At 73.7% G+C, this 26,792-nt stretch carries 27 protein-coding genes and 1 pseudogene; 10 read left to right on the forward strand and 18 right to left on the reverse strand.

Annotation, left to right across the window (positions count from 1 at the left end; all coding sequences use genetic code 11):
* Positions 1-8: 8 nt before the first annotated feature.
* Together QI554_RS01395 and QI554_RS01400 are read right to left on the reverse strand one after the other, a co-directional pair.
* Positions 9-1,526, reverse strand: a complete 1,518-nt coding sequence (locus QI554_RS01395) for a bifunctional aminoglycoside phosphotransferase/ATP-binding protein (protein WP_281464861.1) — start codon at positions 1,524-1,526, stop codon at positions 9-11.
* Between the two features lie 189 nt (positions 1,527-1,715).
* Positions 1,716-2,309, reverse strand: coding sequence for an Rv1733c family protein (locus QI554_RS01400; RefSeq protein WP_281464863.1), 594 nt, complete (start codon positions 2,307-2,309; stop codon positions 1,716-1,718).
* A 240-nt stretch (positions 2,310-2,549) separates the two neighbouring features.
* Between QI554_RS01400 and QI554_RS01405 the strand changes: the two genes are divergently transcribed.
* The 3 genes from QI554_RS01405 (at position 2,550) to QI554_RS01415 (ending at position 5,740) form a co-directional block, all read left to right on the forward strand.
* A complete protein-coding gene (locus QI554_RS01405; RefSeq protein WP_281464865.1) occupies positions 2,550-3,284 on the forward strand; it encodes a response regulator transcription factor in 735 nt (244 codons plus the stop codon).
* The gene (locus QI554_RS01410; RefSeq protein ID WP_281464867.1) at positions 3,281-4,741 is read left to right on the forward strand and encodes a sensor histidine kinase; all 1,461 of its coding nucleotides are present in this window, start codon (positions 3,281-3,283) and stop codon (positions 4,739-4,741) included. Before QI554_RS01405 ends, QI554_RS01410 begins: the two co-directional genes overlap by 4 nt.
* Positions 4,742-5,122: 381 nt before the next feature.
* Positions 5,123-5,740, forward strand: coding sequence for a universal stress protein (locus tag QI554_RS01415; RefSeq protein WP_281464869.1), 618 nt, complete (start codon positions 5,123-5,125; stop codon positions 5,738-5,740).
* Here QI554_RS01415 and QI554_RS01420 read toward each other — a convergent pair.
* Positions 5,737-6,216: a CBS domain-containing protein gene (locus tag QI554_RS01420; RefSeq protein WP_281464871.1), complete on the reverse strand. Its 480-nt coding sequence runs from the start codon at positions 6,214-6,216 to the stop codon at positions 5,737-5,739. The two genes, QI554_RS01415 and QI554_RS01420, sit on opposite strands and share 4 nt — an antisense overlap.
* A 257-nt stretch (positions 6,217-6,473) precedes the next feature.
* Here QI554_RS01420 and QI554_RS01425 point away from each other — a divergent pair, with 257 nt between their 5' ends.
* Positions 6,474-7,577 (forward strand): Acg family FMN-binding oxidoreductase, encoded by a 1,104-nt coding sequence (locus QI554_RS01425; protein ID WP_281464873.1) that lies wholly within the window; start codon positions 6,474-6,476, stop codon positions 7,575-7,577.
* Positions 7,578-7,627: 50 nt separating this feature from the next.
* Positions 7,628-8,068, forward strand: coding sequence for a universal stress protein (locus QI554_RS01430; RefSeq protein WP_281464875.1), 441 nt, complete (start codon positions 7,628-7,630; stop codon positions 8,066-8,068).
* 129 nt (positions 8,069-8,197) lie between these two features.
* Here QI554_RS01430 and QI554_RS01435 read toward each other — a convergent pair whose 3' ends face one another.
* From QI554_RS01435 to QI554_RS01445, 3 genes are all read right to left on the reverse strand, one after another.
* Positions 8,198-8,725, reverse strand: a complete 528-nt coding sequence (locus tag QI554_RS01435; protein ID WP_281464877.1) for a CBS domain-containing protein — start codon at positions 8,723-8,725, stop codon at positions 8,198-8,200.
* A 21-nt stretch (positions 8,726-8,746) separates the two neighbouring features.
* A complete protein-coding gene (locus QI554_RS01440) occupies positions 8,747-8,995 on the reverse strand; it encodes a PNPOx family protein (RefSeq protein WP_281464879.1) in 249 nt (82 codons plus the stop codon).
* A gap of 154 nt (positions 8,996-9,149) precedes the next feature.
* The gene (locus QI554_RS01445; RefSeq protein WP_281464881.1) at positions 9,150-11,771 is read right to left on the reverse strand and encodes a cation-translocating P-type ATPase; all 2,622 of its coding nucleotides are present in this window, start codon (positions 11,769-11,771) and stop codon (positions 9,150-9,152) included.
* 463 nt (positions 11,772-12,234) lie between these two features.
* Here QI554_RS01445 and QI554_RS01450 point away from each other — a divergent pair, with 463 nt between their 5' ends.
* Positions 12,235-13,209: a universal stress protein gene (locus QI554_RS01450; protein ID WP_281464883.1), complete on the forward strand. Its 975-nt coding sequence runs from the start codon at positions 12,235-12,237 to the stop codon at positions 13,207-13,209.
* Between the two features lie 238 nt (positions 13,210-13,447).
* On the opposite strand, the pseudogene QI554_RS43510 reads toward QI554_RS01450, so the two are convergent.
* Positions 13,448-13,882 (reverse strand): annotated as a pseudogene (locus QI554_RS43510) (universal stress protein); the annotation flags it as partial.
* Here QI554_RS43510 and QI554_RS01460 point away from each other — a divergent pair.
* Positions 13,777-14,373 (forward strand): Rv1733c family protein, encoded by a 597-nt coding sequence (locus QI554_RS01460; RefSeq protein ID WP_425527894.1) that lies wholly within the window; start codon positions 13,777-13,779, stop codon positions 14,371-14,373. The pseudogene QI554_RS43510 and the gene QI554_RS01460 sit on opposite strands and share 106 nt — an antisense overlap.
* Before the next feature lie 201 nt (positions 14,374-14,574).
* Positions 14,575-15,108 carry a flavodoxin family protein gene (locus QI554_RS01465; RefSeq protein ID WP_281464887.1) on the forward strand — a complete coding sequence of 178 codons (534 nt, stop codon included), beginning with the start codon at positions 14,575-14,577 and terminating at the stop codon, positions 15,106-15,108.
* A 41-nt stretch (positions 15,109-15,149) separates the two neighbouring features.
* Here QI554_RS01465 and QI554_RS01470 read toward each other — a convergent pair whose 3' ends face one another.
* The 11 genes from QI554_RS01470 to paaA form a co-directional block, all read right to left on the reverse strand.
* On the reverse strand, positions 15,150-15,638 hold the full coding sequence (locus tag QI554_RS01470) for a DUF3237 domain-containing protein (RefSeq protein WP_281464888.1): 489 nt from the start codon (positions 15,636-15,638) through the stop codon (positions 15,150-15,152).
* Positions 15,639-15,732: 94 nt separating this feature from the next.
* Positions 15,733-16,398: a nitroreductase gene (locus tag QI554_RS01475; protein ID WP_281465167.1), complete on the reverse strand. Its 666-nt coding sequence runs from the start codon at positions 16,396-16,398 to the stop codon at positions 15,733-15,735.
* A 68-nt stretch (positions 16,399-16,466) separates the two neighbouring features.
* A complete protein-coding gene (locus QI554_RS01480) occupies positions 16,467-17,090 on the reverse strand; it encodes a TetR/AcrR family transcriptional regulator (RefSeq protein WP_281464890.1) in 624 nt (207 codons plus the stop codon).
* 82 nt (positions 17,091-17,172) lie between these two features.
* Positions 17,173-18,078 carry a 3-hydroxyacyl-CoA dehydrogenase family protein gene (locus QI554_RS01485; protein ID WP_281464892.1) on the reverse strand — a complete coding sequence of 302 codons (906 nt, stop codon included), beginning with the start codon at positions 18,076-18,078 and terminating at the stop codon, positions 17,173-17,175.
* Positions 18,075-18,827 (reverse strand): enoyl-CoA hydratase/isomerase family protein, encoded by a 753-nt coding sequence (locus QI554_RS01490; RefSeq protein ID WP_281464895.1) that lies wholly within the window; start codon positions 18,825-18,827, stop codon positions 18,075-18,077. Before QI554_RS01490 ends, QI554_RS01485 begins: the two co-directional genes overlap by 4 nt.
* A gap of 45 nt (positions 18,828-18,872) precedes the next feature.
* Entirely contained in the window at positions 18,873-20,582 is a 1,710-nt protein-coding gene (gene paaN / locus QI554_RS01495; protein ID WP_281464897.1) for a phenylacetic acid degradation protein PaaN, read from the reverse strand.
* A 102-nt stretch (positions 20,583-20,684) separates the two neighbouring features.
* Positions 20,685-21,794 carry a 1,2-phenylacetyl-CoA epoxidase subunit PaaE gene (gene paaE, locus QI554_RS01500; RefSeq protein WP_281464898.1) on the reverse strand — a complete coding sequence of 370 codons (1,110 nt, stop codon included), beginning with the start codon at positions 21,792-21,794 and terminating at the stop codon, positions 20,685-20,687.
* Positions 21,794-22,303: a 1,2-phenylacetyl-CoA epoxidase subunit PaaD gene (gene paaD, locus QI554_RS01505; protein ID WP_281464900.1), complete on the reverse strand. Its 510-nt coding sequence runs from the start codon at positions 22,301-22,303 to the stop codon at positions 21,794-21,796. The genes paaE and paaD overlap by 1 nt, the downstream gene beginning before the upstream one ends.
* Positions 22,297-23,151 carry a 1,2-phenylacetyl-CoA epoxidase subunit PaaC gene (gene paaC / locus QI554_RS01510; RefSeq protein ID WP_281464901.1) on the reverse strand — a complete coding sequence of 285 codons (855 nt, stop codon included), beginning with the start codon at positions 23,149-23,151 and terminating at the stop codon, positions 22,297-22,299. Before paaC ends, paaD begins: the two co-directional genes overlap by 7 nt.
* Before the next feature lie 80 nt (positions 23,152-23,231).
* Positions 23,232-23,525, reverse strand: a complete 294-nt coding sequence (paaB, locus tag QI554_RS01515) for a 1,2-phenylacetyl-CoA epoxidase subunit PaaB (RefSeq protein ID WP_281464903.1) — start codon at positions 23,523-23,525, stop codon at positions 23,232-23,234.
* Positions 23,522-24,523 (reverse strand): 1,2-phenylacetyl-CoA epoxidase subunit PaaA, encoded by a 1,002-nt coding sequence (gene paaA, locus QI554_RS01520; protein WP_281464905.1) that lies wholly within the window; start codon positions 24,521-24,523, stop codon positions 23,522-23,524. Before paaA ends, paaB begins: the two co-directional genes overlap by 4 nt.
* 399 nt (positions 24,524-24,922) lie before the next feature.
* Here paaA and paaI point away from each other — a divergent pair, with 399 nt between their 5' ends.
* Entirely contained in the window at positions 24,923-25,303 is a 381-nt protein-coding gene (gene paaI, locus QI554_RS01525) for a hydroxyphenylacetyl-CoA thioesterase PaaI (protein ID WP_281465169.1), read from the forward strand.
* Positions 25,300-26,646, forward strand: a complete 1,347-nt coding sequence (paaK, locus tag QI554_RS01530; RefSeq protein WP_281464907.1) for a phenylacetate--CoA ligase PaaK — start codon at positions 25,300-25,302, stop codon at positions 26,644-26,646. The genes paaI and paaK overlap by 4 nt, the downstream gene beginning before the upstream one ends.
* The last annotated feature ends 146 nt before the right edge of the window (positions 26,647-26,792 follow it).

Consider the following 26,792-nt stretch of genomic DNA (forward strand, 5'->3'; position numbering starts at 1 on the left):
GCCGCGGCTCAGTCGGGTTCCAGGTACGGCCGCCGGGTGAAGACGCGCTCGGCCGCCGCGGGCCGGACCGCCTCGACCGCGCATGCGACCGAGTGGTCGACGGGGGCCTCGGTGTCCAACGACACCGCGTCGGGCCACGGCGCGGAGGCGTGGGCCATGGTCCGGGCCACCGAGGTGTCCGCGTCCGACCATGCGTCCGCGCGGGAGCGCAGCCGCTTTTCGGCGACGTGCTCGGAGACGGTGCAGCGGATCTGCACGGCGTCGGCCCCGACCCGTGAGGCGAGCGCGAGCGCGTGGGCGCGCGGCTCGGCCGCGTTCCAGGTGGCGTCGAGCACCACCGACTCGCCGCGCTCCAGCAGGGAGGCCGCCCGCCGCAGGAGCGCGTCGTAGTTCGCCGCGACCCGGTCCGGCGTGTACAGCGACGCGTCGCCGTGCTGCCCCGGGCTCATGCCTGCCGCCTCCTTGCGCAGCCGGTCGGTGCCGACCACCGTCATACCCAGCCGTTCGGCGACCCCGTCGGCGATCGTCGTCTTGCCCGTGCCCGGCAGCCCGCCCACGAGGACGAGCTTCACCGCGCCGGCCCGCAGGTGCCGCAGCGTCAGGTCGCAGTAGTCCGCCGCCAGCCGCCCCGCCGCGGGATCGCCCTGTTCACGGCGCAGCAAGGCGACCTTGGCGCGGACGAACGCACGGTAGGCGACATAGTGGTGCCACAGCGTGGTGGGCGCCTGGTCGCCGGAGAACTCGACGTACCAGTGCAGGAAGCGCTCGGCCAGGTCATGCGCGCCGAGGCGTTCGAGGTCCATGGCGAGGAAGGCCGCGTCGTCCAGGCCGTCGAGGCTGCGCAGGGCCGCGTCGAACTCCAGGCAGTCGAGCACCCGGGGCCCGTCGTCGAGGCAGAAGACGTCGTCGGCCAGCAGGTCGCCGTGGCCGTCGACGATCCGTCCCCCGGCGACACGGTCCGCGAACAGCGCCTCGCGCGCGTCGAGGTAGCGGAGCGTGAGGCGCTCGATCTCGTCGATGTCGCGGCGGACGCTGCCGGCGGGCACGTCCGGGAGCCCGCGCACCTGCGCGAAACTGTCGGTCCAGCGGCCGAGCAGCGCGTCGCGGGTACCGTACCGGTCGATCTCGGGCCCGCGCGGTGCCTTGGCGTGCCACACGGCCAGCAGCCGGGCGACCTGGCGCAGCGGGGTGTCGACGGGGGCGCCCGCGGCGACGAGCGCCGACAGCCGGCGCTCGTCCGGCATGCGGCGCATCAGCACGAGGTGGTCCACCGTCCGCCCCTGCTCGTCGACGATGTCCCCGACACCGAGGTAGACATCCGGCGCGAAGCGGCGGTTCAGCTCGACCTCGGCGTGGCACGCGGCCTCCCGGGCCTCGCGCGTGCTGAAGTCGACGAACCCGAAGTCCACCGGCTTCTTCAGCTTGGCGGCGCGGTCGCCCGCGAAGTAGACGACGGCGCAGTGCGTTTCGACCGCGCCGGACCACGGGGTCGCGGCGTGCGGGCCGGAACCGGGGGGCGTGCTCATCGCCGGCACCTCCTCAGCCGCCGGGGCCGCGCCGCATGGCCGCGGTCGCGGCGCGCCGCTGCGCGCACCTGGTCAGGGTTCACGAGGATGATCACCGGGTTCGCCTCCGTGGCTGTTCCCCCAATGCCAGATTGCGCCTGCACAGGGCCGCGGAACAGGGTCGAAGTACCCGGTGCGTCACCGCGGCCGCTATCCCGCCCGGGTCCAGGTCGGTGCCGTGCGCTCCCAGTCGCGGGCCCAGGCGCGCATCCGCGAGCGCATGAACAGGTTGTTCTCCAGGGCGAAGAGCACCAGCAGCACACCCGCGCCACCGAGGCACACCAGGACGGCGGCGGTCACCGCGTTGACGACGAGGGCGCTGTGCTCGGCAGGCGGCGCCGTGGGGTCGCCTGCGGGGTCGAGCCAGATGGTCGTCGTCTCGCCCTGGCTGCCCGGGCTCCCGACGTTCGCCGTGCCGGCGCGGAGGGTGCCGTCGGCCGCCGTCCAGGTCACGTTCGCCGCGGTGCCGTGCAGCGAAGCGCCGATGCCGTAGACGTTCTGCTGGAGCACGGCGGTCACAGGGTGGCTCCGCGTGGCCAGTGCGTGATTGTGCGCCTCCGCCGCGTTGAACTGTGCCCGACCGATCAGCACTCCGAGCGCCGGAAGGGCCAGGACGGCCAGGAGAAGCAGGACGAGGAACGACTCGTGCAGAACCCGGCCACGGCCGCGCATCGGGTTGCGGTGCCAGACGCGGAAACGGCCGCCGGGGCGGATGCCGTGGGGCTGTTCGGCCGTGGCGCTCATGTCGGTTCCTCCGCTCGGACGCGCCAGGGACAGGACTGCGCACGGGGCGCCGTCCTCGGGGTCGAAGCCGTCCCCTACCGGCCAATCTCCCGGGATGTCCGCGGAAGGACAGGAGGCCTGGGACCCCGTCGCACAGGCCGAACGGCCCGGGGTGACCGACTCGACGGCCGCGCATTCAGAGGAAACTCAGAAGGTCGGCGCCACCGGAACCGGGCCGGCAGCCGACATGCTGGGAGCACCATGGCGAACCACCCCGAAACACACGTCCTCCACCGCCCCGACGGCGAGCCCCCTCGGGTGCTCGTCGTCGACGACGAGCCGGACCTGGCCGACGTCCTGTCCGCCGCACTGCGCGCCGACGGCTGGCAGGTGCGCACCGCCGGCACCGGCGCCGCCGCCCTGGCCGAGGCCCGCTCCTTCCTGCCCGACGCGGTCGTGCTCGACTGGATGCTGCCCGACCTGGACGGACTCCAGGTGCTGCGCGGCCTGCGCCACGAGCTCGGGGCGGTGTGCGTGCTGTTCCTGACCGCGCGCGACGCCGTCGAGGACCGGGTCGCCGGCATCACCGCGGGCGGCGACGACTATGTGACCAAGCCCTTCAGCCTCGAAGAGGTCCTCGCCCGACTGCGCGGCCTGGTGCGCCGCGCCGGGATGGCCCGCGAGCCCGGCGGCGCACGTCTCGTCGTCGGGGACCTCGCCATGGACGAGGACGCCCGCGAGGTCACCCGGGCGGGCCGGCCGATCGACCTGTCGCGCACCGAGTTCGAACTGCTGCGGTTCCTCATGCGCAACCCGCGCCGCGTGCTGTCCAAGGCCCAGATCCTCGACCGGGTGTGGTCCTACGACTTCGGCGGGCAGGCGCACGTCGTCGAGCTGTACATCAGCTACCTGCGCAAGAAGGTCGACGCCGGGCACACCCCGCTCATCCACACCGTGCGCGGCGTCGGGTACGTCCTCAAGCCGGACACGCCGTGATCCGCGCGCGCCGCCGTGTCCGGCCGCGGTTTCCCCGGACACTGCGGATCCGGCTGACCGCGGGCCTGGTGCTGCTGCTCGCCGTCGCGTGCACGGCCGTCGGCGTCACCACCGCGCTGGCCCTCGAACGGTTCCTGGTGCACCGGCTGGACCAGCAGCTGGCCGCGACCGGAGGGCGGTTCGCGGCCAGCCTCGAGCACGAGGATCCGCCGGACGCCGACAACCAGACCGACACCCGCGGCCAGGCGGACGGCACCTTCGGCGCCCGACTGATGGCCGGCCGGGTCACCCAGTCCGCCGTCGTGCGCGGGCGCACCCACATCGACGTCCCGCTCACCGCCGCGGAGGAACGTGCGCTCGCCCGTGTGCCGCACGACGGCCGCGGCCACGACGTCCGGCTGTCCGCCCTCGGCCGCTACCGGGTCGCCGCGGTCCCGGGCGACGACGGCGACGTGCTGGTCAGCGGTCTGCCGCTGCACCCGGTCGAGGAGACCGTGCACCGCCTGGAGGCGCTCGAGACCATCGTCTTCGCGATCGCGCTCGCCGCGACCGGAGTCGCCGGGGCCTTCTGGGTCCGGCTCTCCCTCCGCCCCCTGCGCCGGGTAGCGGCCACCGCCACCCGCGTCGCGGAACTCCCGCTGGCCAGCGGCCAGGTGGCCATGCCCGCCCCCGTTCCGGACGCCGACCCAGACACCGAGGTCGGGCAGGTCGGCGCGGCGCTCAACCGCATGATCGGACACGTCGGGGACGCGCTCGCCCGACGGCACGCCAGCGAGGAACGGCTGCGCCGCTTCGCCGCCGACGCCAGCCACGAACTGCGCACCCCGGTCGCCACGGTCCGCGCGCACGCCGAACTCGCCCTGCGCCACCACGAGCCGCTGCCCGGCGACGTCCGGCACGCCCTGGAGCGGATCCAGTCCGAGTCCGAGCGCATGAGCCTGCTCGTCGACGACCTGCTCCTGCTCGCCCGGCTCGACGCGGGACGGCCCCTGGCGCGCGAACCGGTCGACCTGTGCCGGATGGCCATCGACGCGGCGTCGGATGCCCGGGCCGCCGGGCCCGGCCACCGCTGGCTGCTCGACCTCCCCGAGGAACCCGTCACCATCACCGGCGACCCGCACCGGCTGCGCCAGGTGCTCGCCAACCTGCTCACCAACGCCCGCACCCACACTCCGTCCGGGACGCGGGTCACGGTGCGCGTCCGCGAGCACGGCGACGGCGCGGAGGTACTGGTGTCCGACGACGGGCCGGGTGTCCCGGAGGACCTGCAGGAGTCCGTGTTCGAACGCTTCACCCGCGCGGGGCAAGGGCGTGCCCGCTCCGACGGCGGCACCGGCCTCGGGCTGGCCATCGTGGACGCCGTCGTCGCGTCACACCGCGGGACGGTGACGCTGACCAGCAGGCCGGGGAGGACGGACTTCCGCATCCTCCTGCCGCGCGGTACATCCGACGCGTGACGCCGCGGGTGACCGGTCTGCCCCTGGACGGGCGCCGGTCGCGCGCCGGCACGTGCGAAGGCTCCAGCCGTCCGGCGAACCAGCGCAGATCGCGCGACTCCAGGAAGCCGCGGTCGACCGCGACCGCCCGGGGGAGTCGGATTCACGCCGCGTACCAACGCCCGCGCCGTCCGCGTCCTACCGCTGCCATGCCGACGTTGAACAGCCACAGTCGCCGCCGCGCCGGCAGCAGTGCATCGGCTTCCGACGGGTGTGGTTCCTCCGCGTTCACCCGGCCGCGCCGGGTCGCTCCAGGGCCGTTCGGCCCCTGCGCGGTGCGGGCGTCGGCGAGACGCTGAGCGTGCAAGGGCCCGACACACGCCCGATTTCCAGGAGCGCATCATGTCCAGCCGCCGCCTTGCCGACACCACACCGACGGCCGCGCCGCTGCCGCCCGGGCGCGAGGGGCCGGCCCCTCGGTCGGCGCCCGCGACGGCGCCGTACCGCCCGATCGTCGTCGGTGTCGACGGCTCGGCCGCCGACGACGCGCTGGTCGCCTGGGCCGCCCGCGAAGCCGCCCTGCGGTGCTGCGAGCTGGTGATCGTCCACGCCTGGCAGCCCGACCACATCGGGCGCGCGCCCTACGCCCCCGCATGCCCCATCGGGCACGAGAAGATCCGCGAGGACGAGGCCCGCGACGTGCTCGTCACCGCCGTGAACGCCGTCGCGGCGGCGGCGCCCTCGGTCACCGTGCGCACCGTCGCCGTTGCCGGACGCACGGTTCCGGCCTTACTGGACGCCGCCGATCAGGCGTCGATGCTCGTCCTCGGCCGCAACCGGCGCACCGACCCCACACAGCCGACGCTGGGGCCGGTCGCACGGTCCTGCCTGCGCCAGGCGTCGTGCCCGGTCACCACCATCGCGCCGGGAGGTGCGCCGCCCGAGCCTGGGAGGACAACCGCACGGCGGTGGCGGCACCCGCGGGGCCTTCCGGCCAGGACGGACGGACTCGTCGGCTAATCCGGCAGCATCACCGGATACCCGCTGCCGTGGTAGCGGGGAACCGTGTCGGCGTCCTCGCCCGCACCGCCGAGCATCTGGGCCAGGACCCCGAGCAGGTCGTGGTCGGTCACCACGCCGAGGGGGTGCTGGTCCCGGTCCACGACGACCAGCGCGTCGACGCCGAGCACCCGCATGCGTTGCGCGGCGGTCACGACGTCGACCTCGGGGGTGAGGAAGGACTGCGCCGGCGCCATCGTGTCGAGCACCGTCCGCTGCTTGAGCCCCAGCGGGCTCATCGCCCACACCGCGGCGAGCTCGCGGTCTACCAGCACGCCCAGCGCCTTGTCGCCGCGCACCACGACGAGGTGGCGTAGGCCGCGGCCCAGCATGAGGTCCATCGCCGTCCACAGCGTGTCCTGGTCCCCGACGGACACGACGGGGCTGTGCATCACCTGGCCGACCGAAGGCGGTGGCTGCTGAGTGTGCGCGTTCATGGTGGCCTCCTCGATCCGGCCCGGGCGGGGATGCGCGCCCCACGCTGTCAGGATCAACCCGCGCCCGAGCCGGGCACAGGGCCGAACGGCCCGCGGAACCGGGCACGGCGGGCGGAGCCGGTCCGCCCGGCCCGGCACACCGGCGGTCCGTTCGGCCCTACCCCGCGCCGCGTGCCCGGGGCACAGTCGGATCAAGGCGGTCAGCGGCATGCCGCAGGACCGCGACGCGTGGCAGACCCGACCGGAGGTGTCGCGCCGTGACACCCAACCTGAGCCCGAAACAGCGCGAGACCATCCTGCGTGCGGCCACGTCGGCCCCGTCGAAGTACAACACCCAGCCGTGGTGGTTCCGCTGGGACGGCGACGACCTCGAGGTCCACATCGACCCGGCGCGCTCACTGCGGCACGGCGACCCCGCCGGCCGCGAGGCGCACATCGCCTGCGGCGCTGCGGCCTTCGCGGCACGGCTCGGCTATGCCTCGTTCGACACCGGCACGGCGGTCGAACGGCTGCCCGACCACGCCGACCCGCTGTTCGTCGCCCGCGTCCAGGTGGTCGCGGACGCGCCGGATCCGCGCCTCGCCGCGCTGTACCCGTTCCTGCCGCGCCGCCGTACCGACCGGGGGCCGTTCCACGAGACCGCGATCCCCACCGCGATCGTCGACGAACTGTGCGCGGCGGCGAGGGAGGAGGAGGCACGGCTGCGCGTCGTCGACTGGGAGCCGGCCTACGAAGCGCTGCTCACCATGGTCCGCGAGGCCACCGGTCTCGAGGAGGACGAGTTGCGTGACGAGCGCGCCCGCTGGATCGACGACCCGTCCGCCGCCGCCCGCCACGAGGGTGTGCCCGCCCCGACGCTGGGCCCACGACCGGAGGAGGACACCGGCGCGGTCCGCGACCTCGCCGTCGGGCGCGACATCGCCGACCGGGGGACGGCGGCGTTCGAAGCGCGGCCGCTGATCGCGCTCTTGGAGACCCGTAGCGACACACGCTACGACTGGCTCGCGGCCGGCCAGGCCCTCCAACGGCTCCTGCTGGCCGCCACCCGGTACGGGGTCGCGGCGTCGTTCGCGAACCAGCCGCTGGAGAACCCGGACCTGCGCGCCGAGGCCGGCCGGCTCACGATCCCACCCGAGGACACCCACTTTGCGGCCGCCCAGATGATCCTGAGGCTCGGTTTGAGCACCGCCGACGTGCCGCCCTCGCCGCCCCCCGCGTGCACCTGGAGCTGCGCGACCACACCGTCGTCGTCGACGTCACCATCGCCGCCGCGCCTTGTGCGACCGCTTACCCCCGCGTCCGCTCAGCGGTCCGCATCGCCCTCGCCGAGTTCACCACGAGCTGGGCGTACACCCCGGTGACCGTCTACCACACGGCGGTCGCCCAGATCGCGTAACCAGGAGAGCCGACTATGACCGACAACGTCTCGCACACGTCCGTCCTGGTCGGCTTCGACGGCTCCGCCGGAGCACAGCGCGCGCTGGGCTGGGCCATCGAGGCCGCCCGGCGCGCAGGCGCGCCCCTCCGACTGCTGATGGCGGTGCCCGTGGGCAACGGCTCACATCAGGATCGCTACCACGAGGTGCTTGCGGCGGCCCAGGAGATCGTCGGTCTGGCGGTCGCCGAAGTCCGACTCGGCGAGCCCTGGCTTCGCGTGGACGGGACGGTGCGGCGCGGGCGGCCCGCCGACGTCCTGATCCGGGCCGCGCGCGACGCGGACCTCGTCGTCGTCGGGCGGCGGCGCCGACACGAGGTCATGGACCCCCGTCTGGGCTCGGTCTCGACCGACGTATGCGCGCACGCGCACTGCCCCGTCGTCGTGGTCCCCCCGGAATGGGCCGGACGGCCGTGACCGCCGCCGGTTCCGGGGACACCGCCGACGGCCAGGGCGGTGGCCTGCGCCGGCCTTGGCGATCAGAGGCCCTCGTCCTGCCGCGCCGGCCCTTTCGGCCGGTACCCACAGGCGACACCGAGGACGCGTTCAGTCGTCGAACGGGTAAGGCAGCACGGGCTCCAGGCTGAACAGCATCGGGCCCGTGCCCGCCGGGGCGGTTCGGCGGCGGGGCCGGCCGGCGACGACCGCGACGAGGTCACGTGCGGTGAGCAGGCCCACGAAGGTGCTGTCGGCGTCGACCACGACCGCGGCGTCCACGCCCGATCGGGCCATCAAGGCCGCGGCGTGCGGCACGGGCGCGTCGTCACGCACCTGGATACGCCGGTGGCTCTGGACGACGTCGCCCATGTAGCGCTCGCTGAGCGTGGTCGCGGGCAGGGCGCACTCGACCGCGAGGTCGGAGCGTTCGACCAGCCCGCGGCAGCGCCCGTTCGCGTCCACCACGGGGAGGTGGTGGAAGCCGGTGCGCTGGAGGATCTCCCAGGCCATCAACACCGACTCGTCCTCCGCGACGGTGACCAGGGCGACGCTCATGACATCCCGCACGCACAGGTCCGCGTAGTCCTGCGGCGGGTCGGCTTGTGGCTTCGGCTTCGCTTGGGTGCGGTCGTCCATCACGAACACCTTCCTGCGTTTTCAGATGGTCCGCCGTCGCGTGATACGGCGTCCCGTGACCGGTTCCGTTCGGATGGAGGTGCCCCGCACCCGGAAGGCCGCGTCGTTCCCGACCGGTACGAAGTTGACCGGACGCGCGGCCGGGAGCGCCTCGTGCGAGTACACGACGCGTCCGACCTCCGCCTGGACCAGCGGCTCCAAGGCCGCGGAGCGGTCCGGCTCCACCGTCCGCGCCGGGGGGTCGTCCGGCGCCGTCACGTCATTCCCCATACCGCGAGTCTCAGACGGGACGAATGCAGTGCACAGGGCCGAACGGCCCTGCTGGGGGAGGTCGACAGCACGCGAGCCCGACGGTGCGTGCGGCCGAGCGGTCGCGACGCGGACGGCTTGGCCCGCGGCGCGGGCCGGACCGCGCCGGCGCGCGTCACCGGCGCCCGGACCGTGGGCGGGATTCGCCGTCCCGGCCTGCTCGGCGCGCGTGGAACCCTCGGTACGCGCGGGCCGCGGCGAAACCGGAGGCGACGCCGAGCAGGACGAGCGCGAGGTCGCCGGCCGACACCGGCTCGGTGCCGAGCAGGTCGCGCAGGAACGGGAGGTAGACCCCGGCCAGGCCGAGTGCGGCCGAGCCGACGACCGCGGCGGGGAGGAAGAGGTTCTCGCGGGTGAACACCCGGGTGCGCAGGCCCAGTACGGTGCCGAGTTGCGCCGCGAGGAGGGTGAGGAACAGCACGGTCTGCCAGGGCCGTTCGGCGTGCCGCGCCCACACTCCGGCGGCGAGCGACGCGGCCGTGACGACCGTGCCGAGCACGACGACGCCCTGCCAGAGGCCGTCACCGAGGATGCTCTGCCCCGGCGGGCGGGGCCGGCGCAGCATGGTGCCCGGCTCGACCGGCTCCGCGCCCAGGGCGACGCCGGTCAGCCCGTGCGTCAGCAGGTTGACCCACAGGATCTGCGCGGCGAGCAGCGGAACGGCCAGTCCGAGTACGGGGCCCAGCAGCATCACGGCGATCTCCGCGGTGCCGCCCGCGAGGGCGTAGAGCAGGAACCGGCGGATGTTGTGGTAGACGCGGCGGCCTTCTTCGACGGCGGCCACGACGGTACCGATCTCGTCGTCGGCCAGTACCAGGTCCGCGGCCTGGCGGGCGACTTCCGTGCCGCGGCGGCCCATGGCCACGCCGATGTCGGCCTGGTGCAGGGCGGGTCCGTCGTTGACGCCGTCGCCGGTCATGGCGGTCACCGCTCCGGCGTCGTGCCAGGTGCGGATGATGGAGAGCTTCTGCTCGGGCGTGGTACGGGCGAAGATACGTGTGCTCCGCACCGTCTCCGGTGGGACGCCGGCCAGCTGCGCGCCCGTCAGCACGTCGCCGGCGTCGGCCTCGACGATGCCCAGGCGTCGGGCCACGCAGCGCGCGGTCGCCGGATGGTCGCCGGTGATCATCACCGGCGTGATGCCGGCGGCGTCGCACGCGGCGACCGTGTCGCGTGCCGCGTCTTTCGGGGGGTCGTCGATCCCGATCAGTCCGAGCAGGCTCAGGCCGGTCTCCGCGTCGCGCGCGTGTGCGGGGGCGGCGGGCAGACGCCGCGAGGCGACGGCCAGGACGCGGAAGCCCTCTGCGGCCAGGTGGTCGGCTTCGGCGCGGGCCCGGGCGAGCAGCGGCGCCGGGTCGTCCAGGAAATCCGGCGCGAGGAGGACCTCGGGGGCGCCCTTGGTGAAGACCGCGACGGCGTCGTCGGCGTCGTGGACGGTGGTCATGCGCTTGCGGCCGCTGTCGAAGGGGGCGGCGTCGCGCCGGGGCAACCGGGCGCGCAGCGCCTCCGGATCCAGTCCGGCCTTCGCGGCGGCGGCCAGCAGTGCGGCCTCGGTCGGGTCGCCCAGGGCCGTCCAGCCGCCGTCCTCGTCGGACGAGGGCGGGACGAGCGCGCTGTCGTTGCACAAGGCGGCGGCGGTGAGCAGGCGTTCGATGCCGGTTGCCGAGTCGTCGTCGGCGATGATCGTCCCCCGTGGCGCGTAGCCGCGGCCGGTGACCTCGGCGGCGCCCTCAGGTGTCCACAACCGCTCCACGACCATGCGCCCCTCCGTGAGGGTCCCGGTCTTGTCCGTGGCGAGCACCGTCACCGACCCGAGGGTCTCCACGGCGGGGAGGTTGCGGACGATGGCGCGGCGGGCGGCCATGCGCCGCGCGCCCAGGGCGAGTCCGAGGGTGACCACGGCCGGCAGCGACTCGGGTACCGCGGCCACGGCCAGGCTGACGGCCGTCACCGCCATCGACTCCGTCGGCTGACCACGCGCGACGCCCAGGGCGAAGTAGGCCGCGCACAGCGCGATGACGACGAACGCCAGCACCCGCCCCAGCTCGGCCAGCCGCCGCTGCAGCGGGGTGGGCTCGCGGCGCTCGGCCATCAGTGACGCGATGCGCCCCAGTGTCGAGGCGGCGCCGGTCGCGGTGACCTCGGCGTCCGCATGGCCGCGCACGACGACCGTTCCCGCCTGGAGGCGGTGCGACGGGCCCGCGGAACCGCCGGGCGAGACGGCGGACTTGTCGACCGGGACCGATTCGCCGGTCACCGTCGACTCGTCCACGAGCAGCGCCGACGATGCGAGCACATCGCCGTCCGCCGGCACGATGTCGCCCTCCCCGAGAACGACGACGTCTCCGGGAACCACCGCCGCCGCGGGGAGTTCGACCTCGGCACCGTCGCGCCGCACCCGCACGCCGGGCGCCGACAGGTCGGAGAGCGCGGTGACCGCCCGATCGGCACGGATCTCCTGAGTCACGCCCACGATCGTGTTGACGGTGACCACGAGCAGGATCACGACGGTGTCCGCGAGGTCCGCGGTCAACGCCGTCAGGACCGCGGCGGCCAGCAGGACGAGGATCAGCGGATCACGCAGCTGCGAGGCCACCCGCGCGACCAGCGGCGTCGGACGCCGGTGCGCCACGGTGTTGGGCCCGTGCCGGGCGAGCAGTTCGGCGGCTTGTGCGCTGGTCAGACCCGCCGCCCGGGCGTCGGGCGGCGCTCCGGCCTGCTCCGCGGTGTCGGTCATGCCCTTGTTTCCCTGGAACGACAGCCGGCGGGCACGCGGCGTTTTGCGGCGTCGGACATGACGGCCTCTGTCGATCGGCGGCCGAACGGACGCGCCGGCCTCTCCTTCCGACCCTGGTCCGCACGGCCCGAGGCCACCAGGGCCGTCCGGCCCTGCCCCGCCGGGCGGCTGTACTCGGCGGCGGCCTTGTCCTCCTGCGCACCGTCGGGCAGGCGGACACTGCGCGACCGCATCGACCGTGAACTGGGCTGGACGGCCGTGGTGCCCCGGCCCGGCGAGCGGGTCCTGATCCGGTAACCGCCGCGCGTCCGGGCGCCGTCGGCCCTGCGGCTCGGCCCTGCGGCTCGGCTCTGTCCGACGGGCCGAACGGCCCTGCCCCGCGGGTGGCCCTCGGCGGGAGGGTCGGGTTAGGCGGCCGGCGGGCGACGATGCCGGCCATCGGGTCTGGAAAGGGGTGGCGGGCATGAATGCGGCAGGCACGGGACGTCCCGTGGTCGTCGGCGTGGAGCGCGGCGAGGAAGGCCGGGCCGCCACGCTGTGGGCGGCTGAGCAGGCGGTACGGCGGGGCCTGCCACTGCGCGTGATACATGCGCTGGACTGGCCCGCGGGCGCGCCGCGGCCGCAGTTCTCCGTCGCCGCGGGGACGGCGGCGCGGCACCGGGAGACCGAGCGGGTGCACGCCACGAGCTGGGCGACCCAGGTGTACCGGGACCCGGACCTGGCCCGGCCGATGTACGGGTGGGGCGACCGGTTCCACGCCGCCGCCACCGAGGTCGTGGAGGAAGCGCGTGCCCTCGCCCTGGAACAGCACCCGCATCTGGAGGCGACCGCGGCGCTGCTCGACGGCACCCCCGCCACCGTCCTGATCCGCGAGTCGGCGGACGCGGCGATGCTGGTGCTCGGCTCCCGGCACCAGTCCTCGCTCTCCGAGGCGTTGACCACCGGGAGCATCGCCGTTCCGGTGAGCGCCCACGCCGCGTGTCCGGTCGCGATCGTGCGCGGGCCGGAGCACCGGGCCGTGGACGGTCCGACCGTGGTGGTCGGCGTCGACGCGTCCGAACGCTCACTGCCCGCCGTCGACTTCGCGTTCGACGAGGCGTCCCGGCGGGGCGCCGTGCTCACCGCCGTCCACATGGTCCACAGCGTCGGCGGCCGCATGTCCGACGACACCGTGAAGGAAGCCCGCATCCGCCTCGCCGAGTTCCTCGACGGTCATCGCGCCCGCTACCCGGACGTCGTGGTGCGCCCGCAGATCAGGCCGGGGCACCCGGTCAAGGAGCTCGTCGACGCGTCCCGGCACGCGCTCGCCGTGGTCGTGGGCACCCGCGGACTGGGCGGGTTCCGCGGCATGCTCCTCGGCTCGGTGAGCCACGGCCTCGTCCACCGGGCCGCGTGCCCGGTGGTCGTCGTCCCGAGCCCGGACACCACGGCCGACTGACGACGGCCCCGCGGTGACCGCCCAGAGCACACCCGTCGGCGGCGGCCGCTCCCCAGCGGGAACGGCGCGTCGCCGACGGCATCCACGCCATACGCACGGGCACCCGCCGGGGGGCCGCGCCCGTCCCGGCGATGCCGGGCCGGCGTTCGCGGGCCTGCGCGGGGTGTCGCTGGAGGACGTCGACGCCGGCGTCGTGCAGGAGTTCGCCGTACCAGTCGTGCGGCTCGAAGGCCTTGGGCTCCCATGCGTGCAGCAGTTCCAGCGGGCTGCCGCGCAGCGCGGCCTCGTCGGCGGCCCAGTCGACGGCGTTGCGGGCGTAGTCGGAACCGTCGACGCCGACGACCACGGGACGGGGCGGCTCGGTGGCGGGGGTGGGCATATGCGCTCTCCTCGGCTGAATCGCGGCGGCTCCGGCGACACAGGGCCGTTCGGCCCGGTCGAGGGAGGCCCACGCCCCATGTGGTGCCGCACAGGTCCCGCGAGAGTGAATCCATGGGGACGCCGTCCCGAAGCGTGACGCACCCCGGGACCCCCGACACAGCGGCACGACCGAACGGAGGCACCACGATGAGCGCCCCGGTCGCCCCGGGACACGGGACACCCCGCCGGCGGGGCTGGTGGCTTCGCCGGCACAACCCGATGTGTACATGGGGGATGCGCCTGCACCAGGCATTCGGCGTCCTGGTGATCGTCGCGCTCATCGCGGTGCCGGCCGCAAGCTTCCTGGTCGGCCGCGTGCGCTACGACGCCGAGGCGGCACACAACCGGGCCGCCGCCACAGCTGCCCACCCGGTCACCGGTGTGCTGGAACAGGACGTGTACGCCGTGGCCGGCAGCATGCGCACCGGTGCCGCGACCGCCAAGGTCTCCTGGACCGCCGCCGACGGGACCACCCGCACCGGGCAGGCACCGGTGCAGACCATCGGAAGCCGCGGCGACCAGACCGTCGTGTGGCTGGACCGCGCGGGCAACCCGGTCGAGCCGCCCGCACCGCCCGGCCGGGCGATGTCCCACGCGATCGGCTCGGGGCTGGCGACGCTCGTCGGCGGTGCCGCCGCCCTGCTGGCGTTGCTCGGCTCCGAGCGGTTCCTGTTCATGCGCCGGCGCACCGCCGCCTGGGCCCGTGACTGGGAGCGCACCGCGCCCAGGTGGGCCCGTGCCTGACCTGATCACGGAGCGCGGGACCACGGACTCCCGGCACGCCGTGGCGAGCATCCTGACGAATCAGAGGCCGTTCGGCCCCTCCGTTCGACCGCCCGGCTTCACACAATGGACGTGTCGGCCGATGAGCGGGACAACCCCCGGTCGGGCGGCCGGCGAGCGCGCCGGCGAAAGCCGGGCGAGCGCAGAGGGAGATGAGTTGTCATGCATGTCGCGATCGTCTACGAGAGTCTCTTCGGCAACACCCGTCAGATCGCCGAAGCCATCGGGGAAGGTGTGCGGCAGTCCCATCCCGGCGCCGACGTCGACTGTCTGCAGGTCCAGGAGGCGAATCCCGATCTGGTCGAGTCGGCCGATCTGCTCGTCGTGGGAGGGCCGACGCACATGCGCGGCATGACGTCCCGGATGTCGCGTAAGGCCGGCCTGCACGCGATCGAGAAGGAAGCCGACGAGCTGAAGTCGCACCACGAGCCCGAGGAGGGCGCGGAGGGGCCCGGCGTGCGCGAGTGGTTCAGGCGTTTGCCGAAGACCCACGACAAACTGCATGCCGCCGCGTTCGACACGCGTGCGGCCGCGCCGATGTCGGGCGGCGCCGCCCGTGGGATCGCGCGGAAACTGCGCCACCACGGATACGAACTCGTTTCCGAGCCGCAGGGTTTCGTCATCGAGGACGCGGAGGGGCCGCTGCGTGACGGCGAGCTTGCCCGGGCGAAGGCGTGGGGCGCCGCGCTGAACTGACGGGCGCGGCCGTCAACGCGTTAGCGGTCGCCGGACAGCGGTCAGGACACGGCGTAGAAGCGGATGGCGACTTCGGAGTCGTCGCCGCGGGCGAGGCCGATGAAGACGGTGCGGGCGAGCCAGAGGTGGGCGGGGGCGTCGGTGCGGAAGACCGGGGCGGTGCGGTAGTAGACGCCGGCCTCGGCCACCTGGAGGTCGCCGTCGTACTGGGCGGGGCTGGTCGGGTCCTCTTCGTGGTAGTAGCCGCGGTTGGTGATGTCGATGACCGCGCCGTCGTCGGTCTCGATGAGGTAGCGGGCGTCGAGTTGGTACACGCCGCCGCGGTTGTCGCACCAGTCGCCGCCCCCGGGCAGGACGGTGCCGTTCAGGCGGGGGCCCTCGACGGTCCCGCCGGTGATGGGGACGAACTCGGTGGCTTCGCCCGCTCCGTGCCCGATGTGCCGCGCAGGGGCGAGGAACACACGGACCTCGAAGGCGAACTCGAGGACGGGGGAGAAGGCCGTCCGGACGGCGGGCTGCGGGGCGGTCATGGGACTCCGTAAGGCTGCGGGACCGAGTCGGCGGTACGGCGGATCCTAGACGGGGCCGGACCGAGCGCCGAGCACGGGGTCAACAGTGTTGACGTCAGAGGCCTATGAAGGTCACGGTTTCGGTCATGTCCGCCCGGTTGGTGCGTAGGCGTGGGACGCCTTGATCTTCGTGCCCTACCGCGACGCCGCAGAAGAGGGCGAGGCGGTCGTCGGCGCCGACCACTTGGCTGACGGTCCGGCGGTACATCGTCCACATCACCTGCGGGCAGCTGTGCAGGCCTTCGGCCCTGAGCAGCAGCATGACGGTCTGCAGGTACATGCCCGCGTCGCCCCACTGGCCGGGGCCCATGGTTCTGTCGAGGTAGCAGAACAGTACGACGGGGGCCCCGAAGGCTCCCGAGTTCAGGGTGGCGATCTTGCGGGGTCGGTCGGGGTCGTCGCGGTCGACGCCCAGGGCCGCGTAGCGCTGGGTCGCCGCGGTGGAGAGGCGGTCGAGGTACGGGGAGGTCAGGTCCGCCGGGTACATCGGGTAGTCGCGTTCGTCTCCCGGGTCTCCCGCCATCGCCCGGGCTGTCGCGCGTCGTTTCAGGTCGGCCAAGGGCTCGCCGGTGACGACGTATATGTGCCACGGCTGGAGGTTCCCGCTCGACGGGGCCCGCGTCGCCGCCGTCAGTACGCGTTCGAGGGTTTCTCTGGGGACGGGCTCGTCGCTGAACGCCCGTACCGCCCGGCGGGTGTCCACGGCCTCGTATACGTCCACCACTTCGCCCTCCCTGTCCGACGCCAACCCGACTCACCGTAACGGTCGGTCTCGCTGACGGCTGGGGCTCAGTTTTCGGCGGGGCCCGTGTCGCGCATGCCGTCGAAGAGGATCGAGGTCAGGGCGTCGGCGACGGTGGAGATCGGGAGGTCGCCGTCGGGGCGGTACCACTCGATCAGGGAGTTGACGGCGCCGAAGAGGAGGCGGCTGGCGAGGGCAGGGTCGATGTCGGAGCGGATGCCGCCCTCGTCGGCGGCGGCGGCGACCAGGGCGGTGACACGGCGGTCGAAGGCGCGGCGGCGTTCCAGGGCGCGGCGTTCTACGTCGCTGTTGCCGTGCAGGCGCAGCAGGAGGCGGACGTAGGGGAGTTCCTCGGCGAGCACGTCCGCGCTGCGGCGGACGGTGTGTTCGAGGCGGGCGGTGGCGCTCACGTCGTCGGCGAGAGGCTCGTCGAGGATCGCGTCCAGGGCGTCCATCGCGCGGTTGACCGCGAGTTCGAGGAGTTCCTCCTTGCCCGAGACGTGGTGGTAGATGGCCGACTTGGTGATCCCCAGGCGCTTGGCCAGCTCTTCCATGCCGGTGCCGTCGTAGCCGCGTTCGTTGAACGCGGCGACGGCGATCTCCAGTACGGCGGCGCGGTCGTACCCGGGGCGCCCGCGGCGGCCCGCCTCCCGCGTGGGGGTCTGACTCATTCCCGCATTATCCCAGGTCGGGACGGTGGTTCGGGAAAGACGGACGGCATTCAATTAATACCGAACGTTTGGTAAGTAATCCTCAGTCCCACGTGTAGAAGCCCTTGCCGGTCTTCCGGCCCAGTTCGCCGCGTGCGACCTTGTCGCGGAGGAGCCGGGGCGGGGCGAATCGTTCGCCGAGGGTGGCGTGCAGGTACTCGGCGATGGCGAGTCGGACGTCGAGGCCGACCAGGTCGGTCAGCCGCAGCGGGCCCATCGGGTGCTTGTAGCCGAGCGTCATCGCGGCGTCGATGGCTTCGGGGTCGGCGACGCCGTCCTCGACCATGCGGACGGCTTCGAGGCCGAGGGCCAGCCCGAGCCTGCTGCTGGCGAAGCCCGGGGAGTCCGTGACGACGACGTCGCGCTTGCCGAGGGCATGCGTCCAACCGAGCGCCGCCGCCGTGGTGTTCGGGGTGGTCGCCGGGCCGACGACCAGTTCCACCAGTGCGGAGGCGGGCACCGGGTTGAAGAAGTGCATGCCGAGGAATCGGCCCGGCTGTGACAGGACCGCGGCGATCTCCGTGATGGAGAGCGAACTGGTGTTGCTGGCGAGCACGGTGTGCGGGCCGACCGCGCGTTCGGCGGCGGCCAGGACCCGGGCCTTGAGCGCCGCGTCCTCCGGGACGGCCTCGACGACCAGGTCGGCGTCCGCGGGGAGCCGGTCGACGGACGGCGCCACGGTGATCCGCGCGAGGACCTCGTCGGCGGGACGGTCGAGCCGGGCCGCGGCGCGCCGCAGCCCGGACCCGATGCGGTCGAGGGCCGCCGCGGCGGCCGCGTCGTCGCTCTCCACCACGGTGACCGACGACCCGGCCGCGGCGAACGCCTGCGCGATGCCGGACCCCATGCGCCCGCCGCCGACCACGCCTACGACCGCAGGAGGTGCGGGAACGGGTGCGGTCGCGGTGTCGGGAGCCGCTGCGGCCGCGGCGCCGGTGTTCGCAGTCATGCCTTGCTCCTGTCGGCCTTCTCCAGGAAGCGCGTCATGCGCTCCCGCTTGTCCGCGCCCTCGAACAGCACGGCCTGCGCGAGGTCGTCGGCGACCGGGTGGGCGCCCGGTGCGTCGACGACCAGCTTGGTCAGCCGCAGCGCGGTCGGTGACATGCGGGCCATGCGGTCGAGCAGGGCGTGCGCCGCGTCCTGCAGCTTGTCGGCCGGGACGACGTCGATGACGAGGCCCGCGGCGAGTGCCGCGGCGGCGTCGAGGGTGCGGCCCGCGAGCAGCACCTGCTTGGCGACCGACTCGCCCACGAGTCCGGGCAGCCGCCAGCATGCGCCGGCCGCGGCGAGGATGCCGAGGCCGGGTTCGGGGTTGCCGAACACCGCGTCGGGGCCCGCGATCCGGATGTCGCACGCGTACGACAGTTCCGCGCCGCCGCCGAGCGCCCACCCGTCGACCGCGGCGACGGTCGGCATGGGCAGCCGGCGTACCCGTTCGAACAGCCGGCTGTTGATGCCCTGGAGGGCCTGATCCCGGCCGCGCAGCAGGAGTTCGCCGATGTCGGCGCCGCCCGCGAACACGCCGCCGCGGCCGGTGAGCAGCACCGGTTTGGGGTCGCGCTCCACGAGCCCGCACACCTCGTGGAGTTCGTCGATCATGCGGGCGTTGATGGCGTTGCGGGCCCGGGGCCGGTCGAGGGTGACGACGAAGCGGTCCTCGCGCTCCTCGACGGCCAGCGTCTCGTACGTGCCGGTCACGCGCCCTCCACCGGCACGACGAAACCCCGGGCGCTGTGCACGTGTTCAGGCATCCGCGTGCTCCACGGCCGGGGCGTGGCGGCGCGACTGGAGGACCGTGAACCGGCCCGTGACGAACGCCGGGTCGGTGAGCGCCGCGGTGGCCGCCGGGTTGGCGGAGGTGCCGTGGAAGTCGCTGAACGCGGCCGACTGGTTGACGAAGACGCCGCCGGTCAGGTTCTCCGACAGGTGCACGCCGGCGTCGAGCGCGGCGTCGCGGGCCGCGTCGACGACCTCAGGGGACGTCGCGTACACGGCGGCGGTCAGGGCACCGTGCGCGGAGACGGTCTCGCGGAACACGTCGAGGCTGTGCGCGGTCGAGTCGGTCGCGATCACGAACGACACCGGGCCGAACCACTCGCGGGTGTACACCGGACGGTCCGCGGCGGCGTCGAGCAGCGCGACGGCGGGCGTCCGGAGCACGGCTCCGCTGTGCTCGGGGTGCGCGACCGGGCGGGTCGGGTGCACGGCGCCGGGCAGGGCGGAGGCTTCCTCGACGCGCTTGAGGACGTCGTCGTTGACCAGCGCGCCGAGCGTGCCGGCCGCGCGCCCCGGGTCACCGAGGAACGCGTCGAGTGCGGCACCGAGGTCGGCGGCGAACTCGGCCGGGGTCTTGACGCCTTCGTCGGTGGCGAAGCCGTCGCGGGCGACCAGCAGGTTCTGCGGGGTCGTGCACATCTGGCCGCTGTACAGCGACAGCGAGAACGTGAGGTTGCGCAGCACGCCCCGGTAGTCGTCGGTCGCGTCGAGGACGATCGTGTTGAGGCCGGCCTTCTCCGTGTAGACGTGCGCCTGGCGGGCGTTGGCCTCCAGCCAGTCGCCGAACTCCGTCGAGCCGGTGAAGTCGACGATCCGCACGTCGGGGTGGGTCGCGAGGGCGGCGGCGTTGCGCTCGCCCGGCGCCTCGGCGGCCAGCACCACGATGTTCGGGTCGAAGCCGGCCTCGGCGAGCACCTCACGCGCGGTACGCACGGTGAGCGCGAGCGGCAGCACGGCGCGCGGGTGCGGCTTGACCACGACGGGGTTGCCGGTGACCAGGCTCGCGAACAGGCCCGGATAGGCGTTCCAGGTGGGGAAGGTGTTGCAGCCGACGACCAGCCCGACGCCGCGGCCGACCGCGGTGAACGTCTTGTCCATCGTCAGCGGGCCGCCGCGGCGCTGCGGCTTGCTCCACCGGGCGGCGGCGGGGTGGCGCTTCTGCTCGGCCCACGCGTAGGCGACCGCTTCGAGGCCGCGGTCCTGCGCGTGCGCGCCGCCGGCCTGGAACGCCATGACGAAGGCCTGGCCGGTGGTGTGGTGCACGGCCTGGGCGATGCGGAAGACGTCGGCGTTGAGGCGGACGAGGATCTCCGCGGCGATCCCGGCGCGCACGTCCGGGTCGGTCGTGCGCCACACGCGCGCGGCGGCCTTGGCGGTGGCGACGGCCTCGTCCGGCGTCACCTTCGGGTAGGCGACGTCGAGCGGCAGGCCGTACGGCGAGACCTCGCGCGGCGCGACGGTGCCGTCGCCGGGGTGGCCGGGCAGGGCGAAGTCCTGGCCGAGCAGGGCGCGGAAGCCCTCCTCGCCGCGGGCGGGTGCCTCCTCGCCGTAGACCGAGGTGCTCGGGGACTCGTTGAACGGTGCCCAGTGGTCGCGTTCCGCCGCGGCGGCGACGGCGCGGTCGAGGAGTTCGCGGTGCCGCGCGAAGAAGTCCGCGGCCGGGGTTTCGGCGGTCATGTCAGGCCCTTTCGGATGGCGGTGGATTGCGGATCTCGAGGCGCCACGGAGTGCCGGTCAGGCGGCTCAGACGCCTCAGACGCCTCAGACACCTCAGACGTCTCAGGCGTCGAAGTCGACGACGACGGTTTCGCTGCCGGGCTCGGCCTGGCAGGTGAGCACGTACCCGGCGGCGACCTCCGCCGGTTCGAGGGCGAAGTTGCGGCGCATCGGCGCGGTTCCTTCGACGACGCGGGCGCGGCAGGTTCCGCAGACGCCGCCCTTGCACGCGAACGGCAGGTCGGGGCGGGCCTGTTGCGCCGAGTCGAGGACGGTCCGCGAACGCGGTACGTCGGCGGTGGTGGCGCGGCCGTCGAGGATCACGGTCACGGTGCTGGTCGGCCCCGCGTCCTCAGCAGAGGTCCTGTCCTCGCGCGTCACCGGGGCGATGTCGTCGGCGAAGAACAGCTCCTGGTGGACGCGTTCACCCGGAACGCCCAGCCCGCGCAGGACGTCGCGCGCGCCGGTGACCATGCCGTGCGGGCCGCACAGCCACCAGTGGTCGGCGGCTTCGACGTCGACGAGCGCGGCGATGAGCTCGGACAGCTTGGCCGGGTCGAGACGACCGGTCAGCAGTTCGGCCTCGCGCGGCTCGCGGGAGAGCACGTGCGCGATCTCGAAGCGCTCCGGGAACCGGTCCTTGAGATCGGCGAGTTCGTCGGCGAACATCACGCTGCCGCCGCGCCGGTTGCCGTAGAACAGGGTCACCCGCGACGCACGGTTTCCCGCCAGCACCGACGCGGCGATCGACAGCATCGGCGTGATGCCCGATCCGGCGGCGACCAGCACGTGGTGGCCCGCCACGGACGGGTCGGGGGTGAACGTCCCGGTGGGCCCCGTCACCTCGACCGCGTCGCCGGGCGCCAGTGCGGTCACCAGCCACGTCGAGAACACACCGCCGGGAACGATCCGTACGCCGATGCGCGGGGCGCCGCCGACCGGTGCGCAGATGCTGTAGGACCGGCGTTCGTCCGCGCCGTCGACGTCGCGCCGCAGGGTCAGCGTCTGCCCGGCGGCGAACGCGAACTCATCGGCCAGCAAAGGCGGAACGTCGAACGTGACGGCGGCGGCGTCGTCGCACAGCGGCTCCACCGCCGCCACGCGCAAGGTGTGGAAGCGCGGCGCCCGCCGGGCGCGGCCGGCGGGCGCCGCGGTGCTCTCGGGGTTGGTCATCACACTTCCTTGAGGTGCTCGAAGGGCTCCAGGCACGCGCGGCAGCGCCGCAGGGCCCGGCACGCGGTCGCGGCGAACCGGGCGGTCTCCTCGGTGTCCGGCGATCCGCACAGCGGGCACGCCACCGCGGGCCGGCGCGGGCTCAGTTCGAGCGGGACGGGTCCGGCGCGGTGCGGTGCGGGGCCGGGTGGCGCGATGCCGTACGCGGCGAGCTTGCGGCGGCCTTCCTCGGTGATCCAGTCGGTGGTCCACGGGGGATCGAGCACCGTGCGCACGTCCGCGCCCGGGAACCCGGCCTCACGCAGCCGCCACGCGACGTCGGCGCGCATCTCCGCGACGGCCGGGCAACCCGAGTACGTGGGCGCCAGGTTCGCCACGACCGTGCCGTCGGCGTTCGCCTCGACACCGCGCAGCACACCGAGTTCGGCCAGCGTCAGGACGGGCAGCTCGGGGTCGGGGACCTCGCCCGCGACGCGCAGCGCCCGGGCGAGGTCCGCGTCGGTCACCACACCGCCCCCGGAAGCGCCCGGGCCACGCTCTGCAACTCGTGCAACAGCGGGGCGAGATGCTCGGTATGGCGGCCCGCGCGTCCCGCCGCCCCCGGCTCGGTGGCCGGGGGCGTCCCCAGGGTGAGGCCGGCGGCCCGCACGACACGGTGGAGGACGTCGACGACCTCGTCCCGTACCGCGTGCGCGTCGACACCGACGGTCGCGCCGGGCTCGAACAGCTCGCCGAGGTAGGGGAGTACGTCGTCGAAGCCGCGCTGCATGCGGGCGTGCGAGACGTCGGTGCCGTCGCCCAGCCGCACGGCCCATCCCGCGGCGAACTCGCGGTGGTAGGTCAGCTCTCCGACGCCCTTCGTGGCGATCGCGCGCAGGACCGGGTCGGCGGCGTCCGTCAGCCGCTCGGACACGGCCAGCCGCCACGCGCTGAGCACCAGCAGCCGGGCGATCGTGAACGCGTAGTCGCCGTTGGGGAGTTCAGTGAGCCGCACGTTGCGGAAATCGGCGGGTCCGCGGGCGTACGCGTAGTCGTCCTCGGTGCGCCCGGTGCCGTCGGCCTGTCCGGCGCGGCTGTACAGGAGCCGCGCCTGGCCGATGAGGTCGAGGCCTATGTTGGCCAGGGCCATCTCGACCTCCAGCTCCGGCGCGCGCGTGCACCACTGGGCGAGCCGCTGGGCGCTGATGAGGGCGTCGTCGCCCAGGGCCAGGCAGTCGGCGACCAGGGCGGCGGCGTCGGTGCCGGCCGCGAGGGCGGTGTCGACGCCGTGCAGCGGGTCGGTGAAACCGGTGCCGAACGCCCAGCGGGCGTCACTGCCCGAGTCGGGCCCGGCGGGCGCGGAGTGTGCGTCGTCCACGGTGTGCTCTCCAGGTTTCCGGGTTTCCGGGTTTCCACGTCTCCAGGCGTCCGGCAGCCCAGGTCTCCGGGTCTCCGGGCTCAGATGTGCGGGACATCCGCGGGGATGTCGTAGAACGTCGGGTGCCGGTAAACCTTGTCGCCGCTCGGCGCGAAGAACGGGTCCTTCTCGTCCGGCGCGGAGGCGCTGATGTCCGCGGAGCGCACGACCCAGATGCTGACGCCCTCGTTGCGGCGGGTGTACAGGTCGCGGGCGTTCTCCAGCGCCATCCGCGGGTCGGCGGCGCGCAGCGATCCCACGTGGACGTGGTTCAGGCCGCGCTTGCCGCGTACGAACACCTCGTACAGGGGCCAGGAGGCGTCGACGCCGGTCATGCTGCGGCTCCTTCCGTCGCGCCGTGGTGCGCGTGTCCGTCGCGCCGTGCGGCGGACTTCGCCGCGTGGGCGCGGGCCGCTTCGCGGACCCAGGCGCCTTCCTCGTGGGCGGCCCGACGGCGGCGCACGCGTTCGGCGTTGCAGGGCCCGTCGCCCTGGATCACGCGCGTGAGCTCGGCGAAGTCGGGCGTGCCGAAGTCGTGGTGGCCGCGCTCGGCGTTCCAGCGCAGTTCAGGGTCGGGCAGCCGGACGCCCAGCCGGTCGGCCTGAGGGACCGTCATGTCGACGAAGCGCTGGCGCAGTTCGTCGTTCGAGTGGCGCTTGATCTTCCACGCCATCGACCGGGCCGAGTTGGGCGAGTCGTCGTCCGGCGGACCGAACATCATCAGGGACGGCCACCACCACCGGTCGACGGCGTCCTGCACCATCGCGCGCTGCGCGTCGGTGCCGCGCATCATCGTCAGCAGCAGTTCGTAGCCCTGGCGCTGGTGGAACGACTCCTCCTTGCAGACCCGCACCATGGCGCGCGCATAGGGGCCGTAGGACGTGCGGCACAGCGGGACCTGGTTGCAGATCGCCGCGCCGTCGACGAACCAGCCGATGACGCCGACGTCCGCGAAGGTCTCCGACGGGTAGTTGAAGATCGACGAGTACTTCTGGCGGCCGTCGGCCAGCTGCCGGGTCAGGTCGGCGCGGTCCGCGCCCAGGGTCTCGGCGGCGGAGTACAGGTACAGCCCGTGCCCGGCCTCGTCCTGGACCTTGGCGAGCAGGATCGCCTTGCGGCGCAGGGAGGGCGCCTTGGTGATCCAGTCGCCTTCCGGCTGCATGCCGATGATCTCGGAGTGCGCGTGCTGGGCGATCTGCCGGACCAGAGTCCGGCGGTAGCCCTCGGGCATCCAGTCCCGCGGCTCGATGCGCCGGTCCCGGGCGATGGTGTCGTCGAAGTGCGCCTGGAGCCGGGCTTCGGCCAGGTCGTCGCCGGGGTCGGGGCTGGGCATGAGCGTCCGCCTTGCGTCGGTTCCTGCGGTGGATGGGGTCGGTCCGGCGGCGCTCGCGCTCCCCGCGGCACGGCGGCGGAACGGGCGTGCCGCGGCCTGCGGCAGGCCGGGCCGGCCGCCCCGCGAAAAACATTACCGAATGTTCGGTCACTAAACAATGGAGCCCCGGACCGCCTGTCCCGGACTCGCTTCCGCCGGCCCGCAATCGGGCTCTGGAGCAGGGGAGTTCACCCGGCCCCGACGTGTCGACGCGGCGTCCCGACCCCCCGCCGCCGGCTCTTGACAAGCGTTCGGTCAGGTGGGTTACTGGCGCACAAAATTACCGAATGTTCGGTCGGTTAGAGAGTGGGTGACCGCGTGGCGGGCGTCGCAGACACCGCGGTGGAACCTGCCCGGGCGATGTTCGAGGCGGACGCCGCCTCCAGAGCCCTGGGCATCGAACTGACCCTCCTGGGTCCCGGCACCGCACAGGTGCGGATGGCCGTCGGGCCCGACATGGTCAACGGGCACGGCATCGCGCACGGCGGCTTCGTGTTCGCGCTCGCGGACACCGCCTTCGCCTGCGCGTGCAACAGCCACGGCCCGGTGACCGTCGCGGCGGCCGCGGAGGTGGCGTTTATCCTTGCCGTGCGCGAGGGGGACGTGCTGACCGCGGACGCGCAGGAACGCGTCGTCTTCGGGCGCAGCGGCATCTACGACGTGACCGTCCGGCGCGGTGCCCAGGTCGTCGCCGAGTTCCGCGGCCGCAGCCGTCAGACCAAGCGTGTGGAGGACCGATGACGCCCCACCTCACGGCAGCCGCGGAGCAGCGCCGGCTCGGTCCGGCGCTGCCCGAGGACCTGCGGGACGCCGGCGAGCGCCTCAGCGTCGACGAACTGCGCCACGAGCAGCTGACGCGGCTACAGGCCACGCTGCGCCACGCGTACGAGAACGTCGAGCTGTACCGCCGCAAGTTCGACGACGCGGGCGTCCGCCCCGAGGACTGCCGCTCGCTCGACGACATCGCGCGGTACCCGTTCACCACCAAGGCCGACCTGCGGGAGACCTACCCGTTCGGGATGTTCGCCGTGCCCATGGCGGACGTCCGCCGCCTGCACGCGTCCAGCGGCACCACCGGCGTCCCGACCGTCGTCGGCTACACCGAGGGCGACCTGTCGATGTGGGCGGACGTCATCGCGCGCAGCATCCGCGCGGCGGGCGGCCGACCCGGCGACAAGGTGCACGTCTCCTACGGCTACGGCCTGTTCACCGGCGGACTGGGCGCGCACTACGGCGCCGAGCGGGCGGGCTGCACGGTCATCCCCGCGTCCGGCGGCATGACGGCGCGCCAGGTGCAGATCATCCAGGACTTCCGTCCGGAGATCATCATGGTCACCCCGTCGTACATGCTCACGCTGCTCGACGAGTTCGAGCGCCAGGGCGTCGACCCGCGCGACACGTCGCTGCGCGTCGGCATCTTCGGCGCCGAGCCGTGGACCGAGGAGATGCGCCGCGAGATCGAAGAGCGCATGGACATCGACGCGGTCGACATCTACGGCCTCTCCGAGGTCATCGGCCCTGGTGTGGCGAGCGAGTGCGTCGACACCAAGGACGGCCTGCACGTGTGGGAGGACCACTTCCTGCCCGAGATCGTCGACCCGATCACCGACGCGGTGCTGGCCGACGGCACCAACGGCGAACTGGTCTTCACCTCGCTGAGCAAGGAGGCCATGCCCGTCGTCCGCTACCGCACCCGGGACCTCACCCGGCTGCTGCCCGGCACCGCGAGGCCCGCCTTCCGGCGCATCGAGAAGATCACCGGGCGCTGCGACGAGATGATCATCCTGCGCGGCGTCAACCTGTTCCCGAGCCAGGTCGAGGAGATCGTGCTGCGCACCCCGGCCGTGAGCGCGCACTTCCAGCTCGAACTCACCCGCCGCGGCCGCATGGACCACCTGATCGTCCGCGCCGAGGCCCGCCCCGACGCCTCCGGCGCCGAACGCGGCGCGGCCGAGGCGGCGATCGCCAAGGGCATCAAGGACGGGATAGGCGTCAACGTCGAGGTGGCCGTCGTGGACCCCGACACCATCGAACGCTCGGTCGGCAAGATGCGCCGCCTCGTCGACAACCGCGACAAGGGCTGACCCTCGCGCCGACGGGCGCCTCCCCTCGGGCGGGCGTCCGTGGGCGCGGCCGGTTGTCGTTCCCGGCCGGGCCCGCACCAGGCGCCGAAGACCGTCCCGGACGGACCCGCACCCTCCCGGCCCGGCGGCGTGCCGGGCCGGGGCCG

It is taken from the genome of Yinghuangia seranimata (genome assembly GCF_029953285.1).
GTDB lineage: Bacteria > Actinomycetota > Actinomycetes > Streptomycetales > Streptomycetaceae > Yinghuangia > Yinghuangia seranimata.

Coding starts and splice junctions, on each gene's coding strand:
- paaA (WP_281464905.1), bottom strand. CDS start 24,523: ATGCCCAGCCCCGACCCCGGCGACGACCTGGCCGAAGCCCGGCTCCAG.
- QI554_RS01465 (WP_281464887.1), top strand. CDS start 14,575: ATGCATGTCGCGATCGTCTACGAGAGTCTCTTCGGCAACACCCGTCAG.
- QI554_RS01450 (WP_281464883.1), top strand. CDS start 12,235: ATGAATGCGGCAGGCACGGGACGTCCCGTGGTCGTCGGCGTGGAGCGC.
- QI554_RS01405 (WP_281464865.1), top strand. CDS start 2,550: ATGGCGAACCACCCCGAAACACACGTCCTCCACCGCCCCGACGGCGAG.
- QI554_RS01435 (WP_281464877.1), bottom strand. CDS start 8,725: ATGGACGACCGCACCCAAGCGAAGCCGAAGCCACAAGCCGACCCGCCG.
- QI554_RS01415 (WP_281464869.1), top strand. CDS start 5,123: ATGTCCAGCCGCCGCCTTGCCGACACCACACCGACGGCCGCGCCGCTG.
- QI554_RS01440 (WP_281464879.1), bottom strand. CDS start 8,995: ATGGGGAATGACGTGACGGCGCCGGACGACCCCCCGGCGCGGACGGTG.
- QI554_RS01485 (WP_281464892.1), bottom strand. CDS start 18,078: ATGACTGCGAACACCGGCGCCGCGGCCGCAGCGGCTCCCGACACCGCG.
- QI554_RS01395 (WP_281464861.1), bottom strand. CDS start 1,526: ATGAGCACGCCCCCCGGTTCCGGCCCGCACGCCGCGACCCCGTGGTCC.
- QI554_RS01445 (WP_281464881.1), bottom strand. CDS start 11,771: ATGACCGACACCGCGGAGCAGGCCGGAGCGCCGCCCGACGCCCGGGCG.
- QI554_RS01470 (WP_281464888.1), bottom strand. CDS start 15,638: ATGACCGCCCCGCAGCCCGCCGTCCGGACGGCCTTCTCCCCCGTCCTC.
- QI554_RS01430 (WP_281464875.1), top strand. CDS start 7,628: ATGACCGACAACGTCTCGCACACGTCCGTCCTGGTCGGCTTCGACGGC.
- QI554_RS01480 (WP_281464890.1), bottom strand. CDS start 17,090: ATGAGTCAGACCCCCACGCGGGAGGCGGGCCGCCGCGGGCGCCCCGGG.
- QI554_RS01420 (WP_281464871.1), bottom strand. CDS start 6,216: ATGAACGCGCACACTCAGCAGCCACCGCCTTCGGTCGGCCAGGTGATG.
- paaB (WP_281464903.1), bottom strand. CDS start 23,525: ATGACCGGCGTCGACGCCTCCTGGCCCCTGTACGAGGTGTTCGTACGC.
- paaI (WP_281465169.1), top strand. CDS start 24,923: ATGTTCGAGGCGGACGCCGCCTCCAGAGCCCTGGGCATCGAACTGACC.
- paaN (WP_281464897.1), bottom strand. CDS start 20,582: ATGACCGCCGAAACCCCGGCCGCGGACTTCTTCGCGCGGCACCGCGAA.
- paaK (WP_281464907.1), top strand. CDS start 25,300: ATGACGCCCCACCTCACGGCAGCCGCGGAGCAGCGCCGGCTCGGTCCG.
- QI554_RS01460 (WP_425527894.1), top strand. CDS start 13,777: ATGAGCGCCCCGGTCGCCCCGGGACACGGGACACCCCGCCGGCGGGGC.
- paaE (WP_281464898.1), bottom strand. CDS start 21,794: ATGACCAACCCCGAGAGCACCGCGGCGCCCGCCGGCCGCGCCCGGCGG.
- QI554_RS01400 (WP_281464863.1), bottom strand. CDS start 2,309: ATGAGCGCCACGGCCGAACAGCCCCACGGCATCCGCCCCGGCGGCCGT.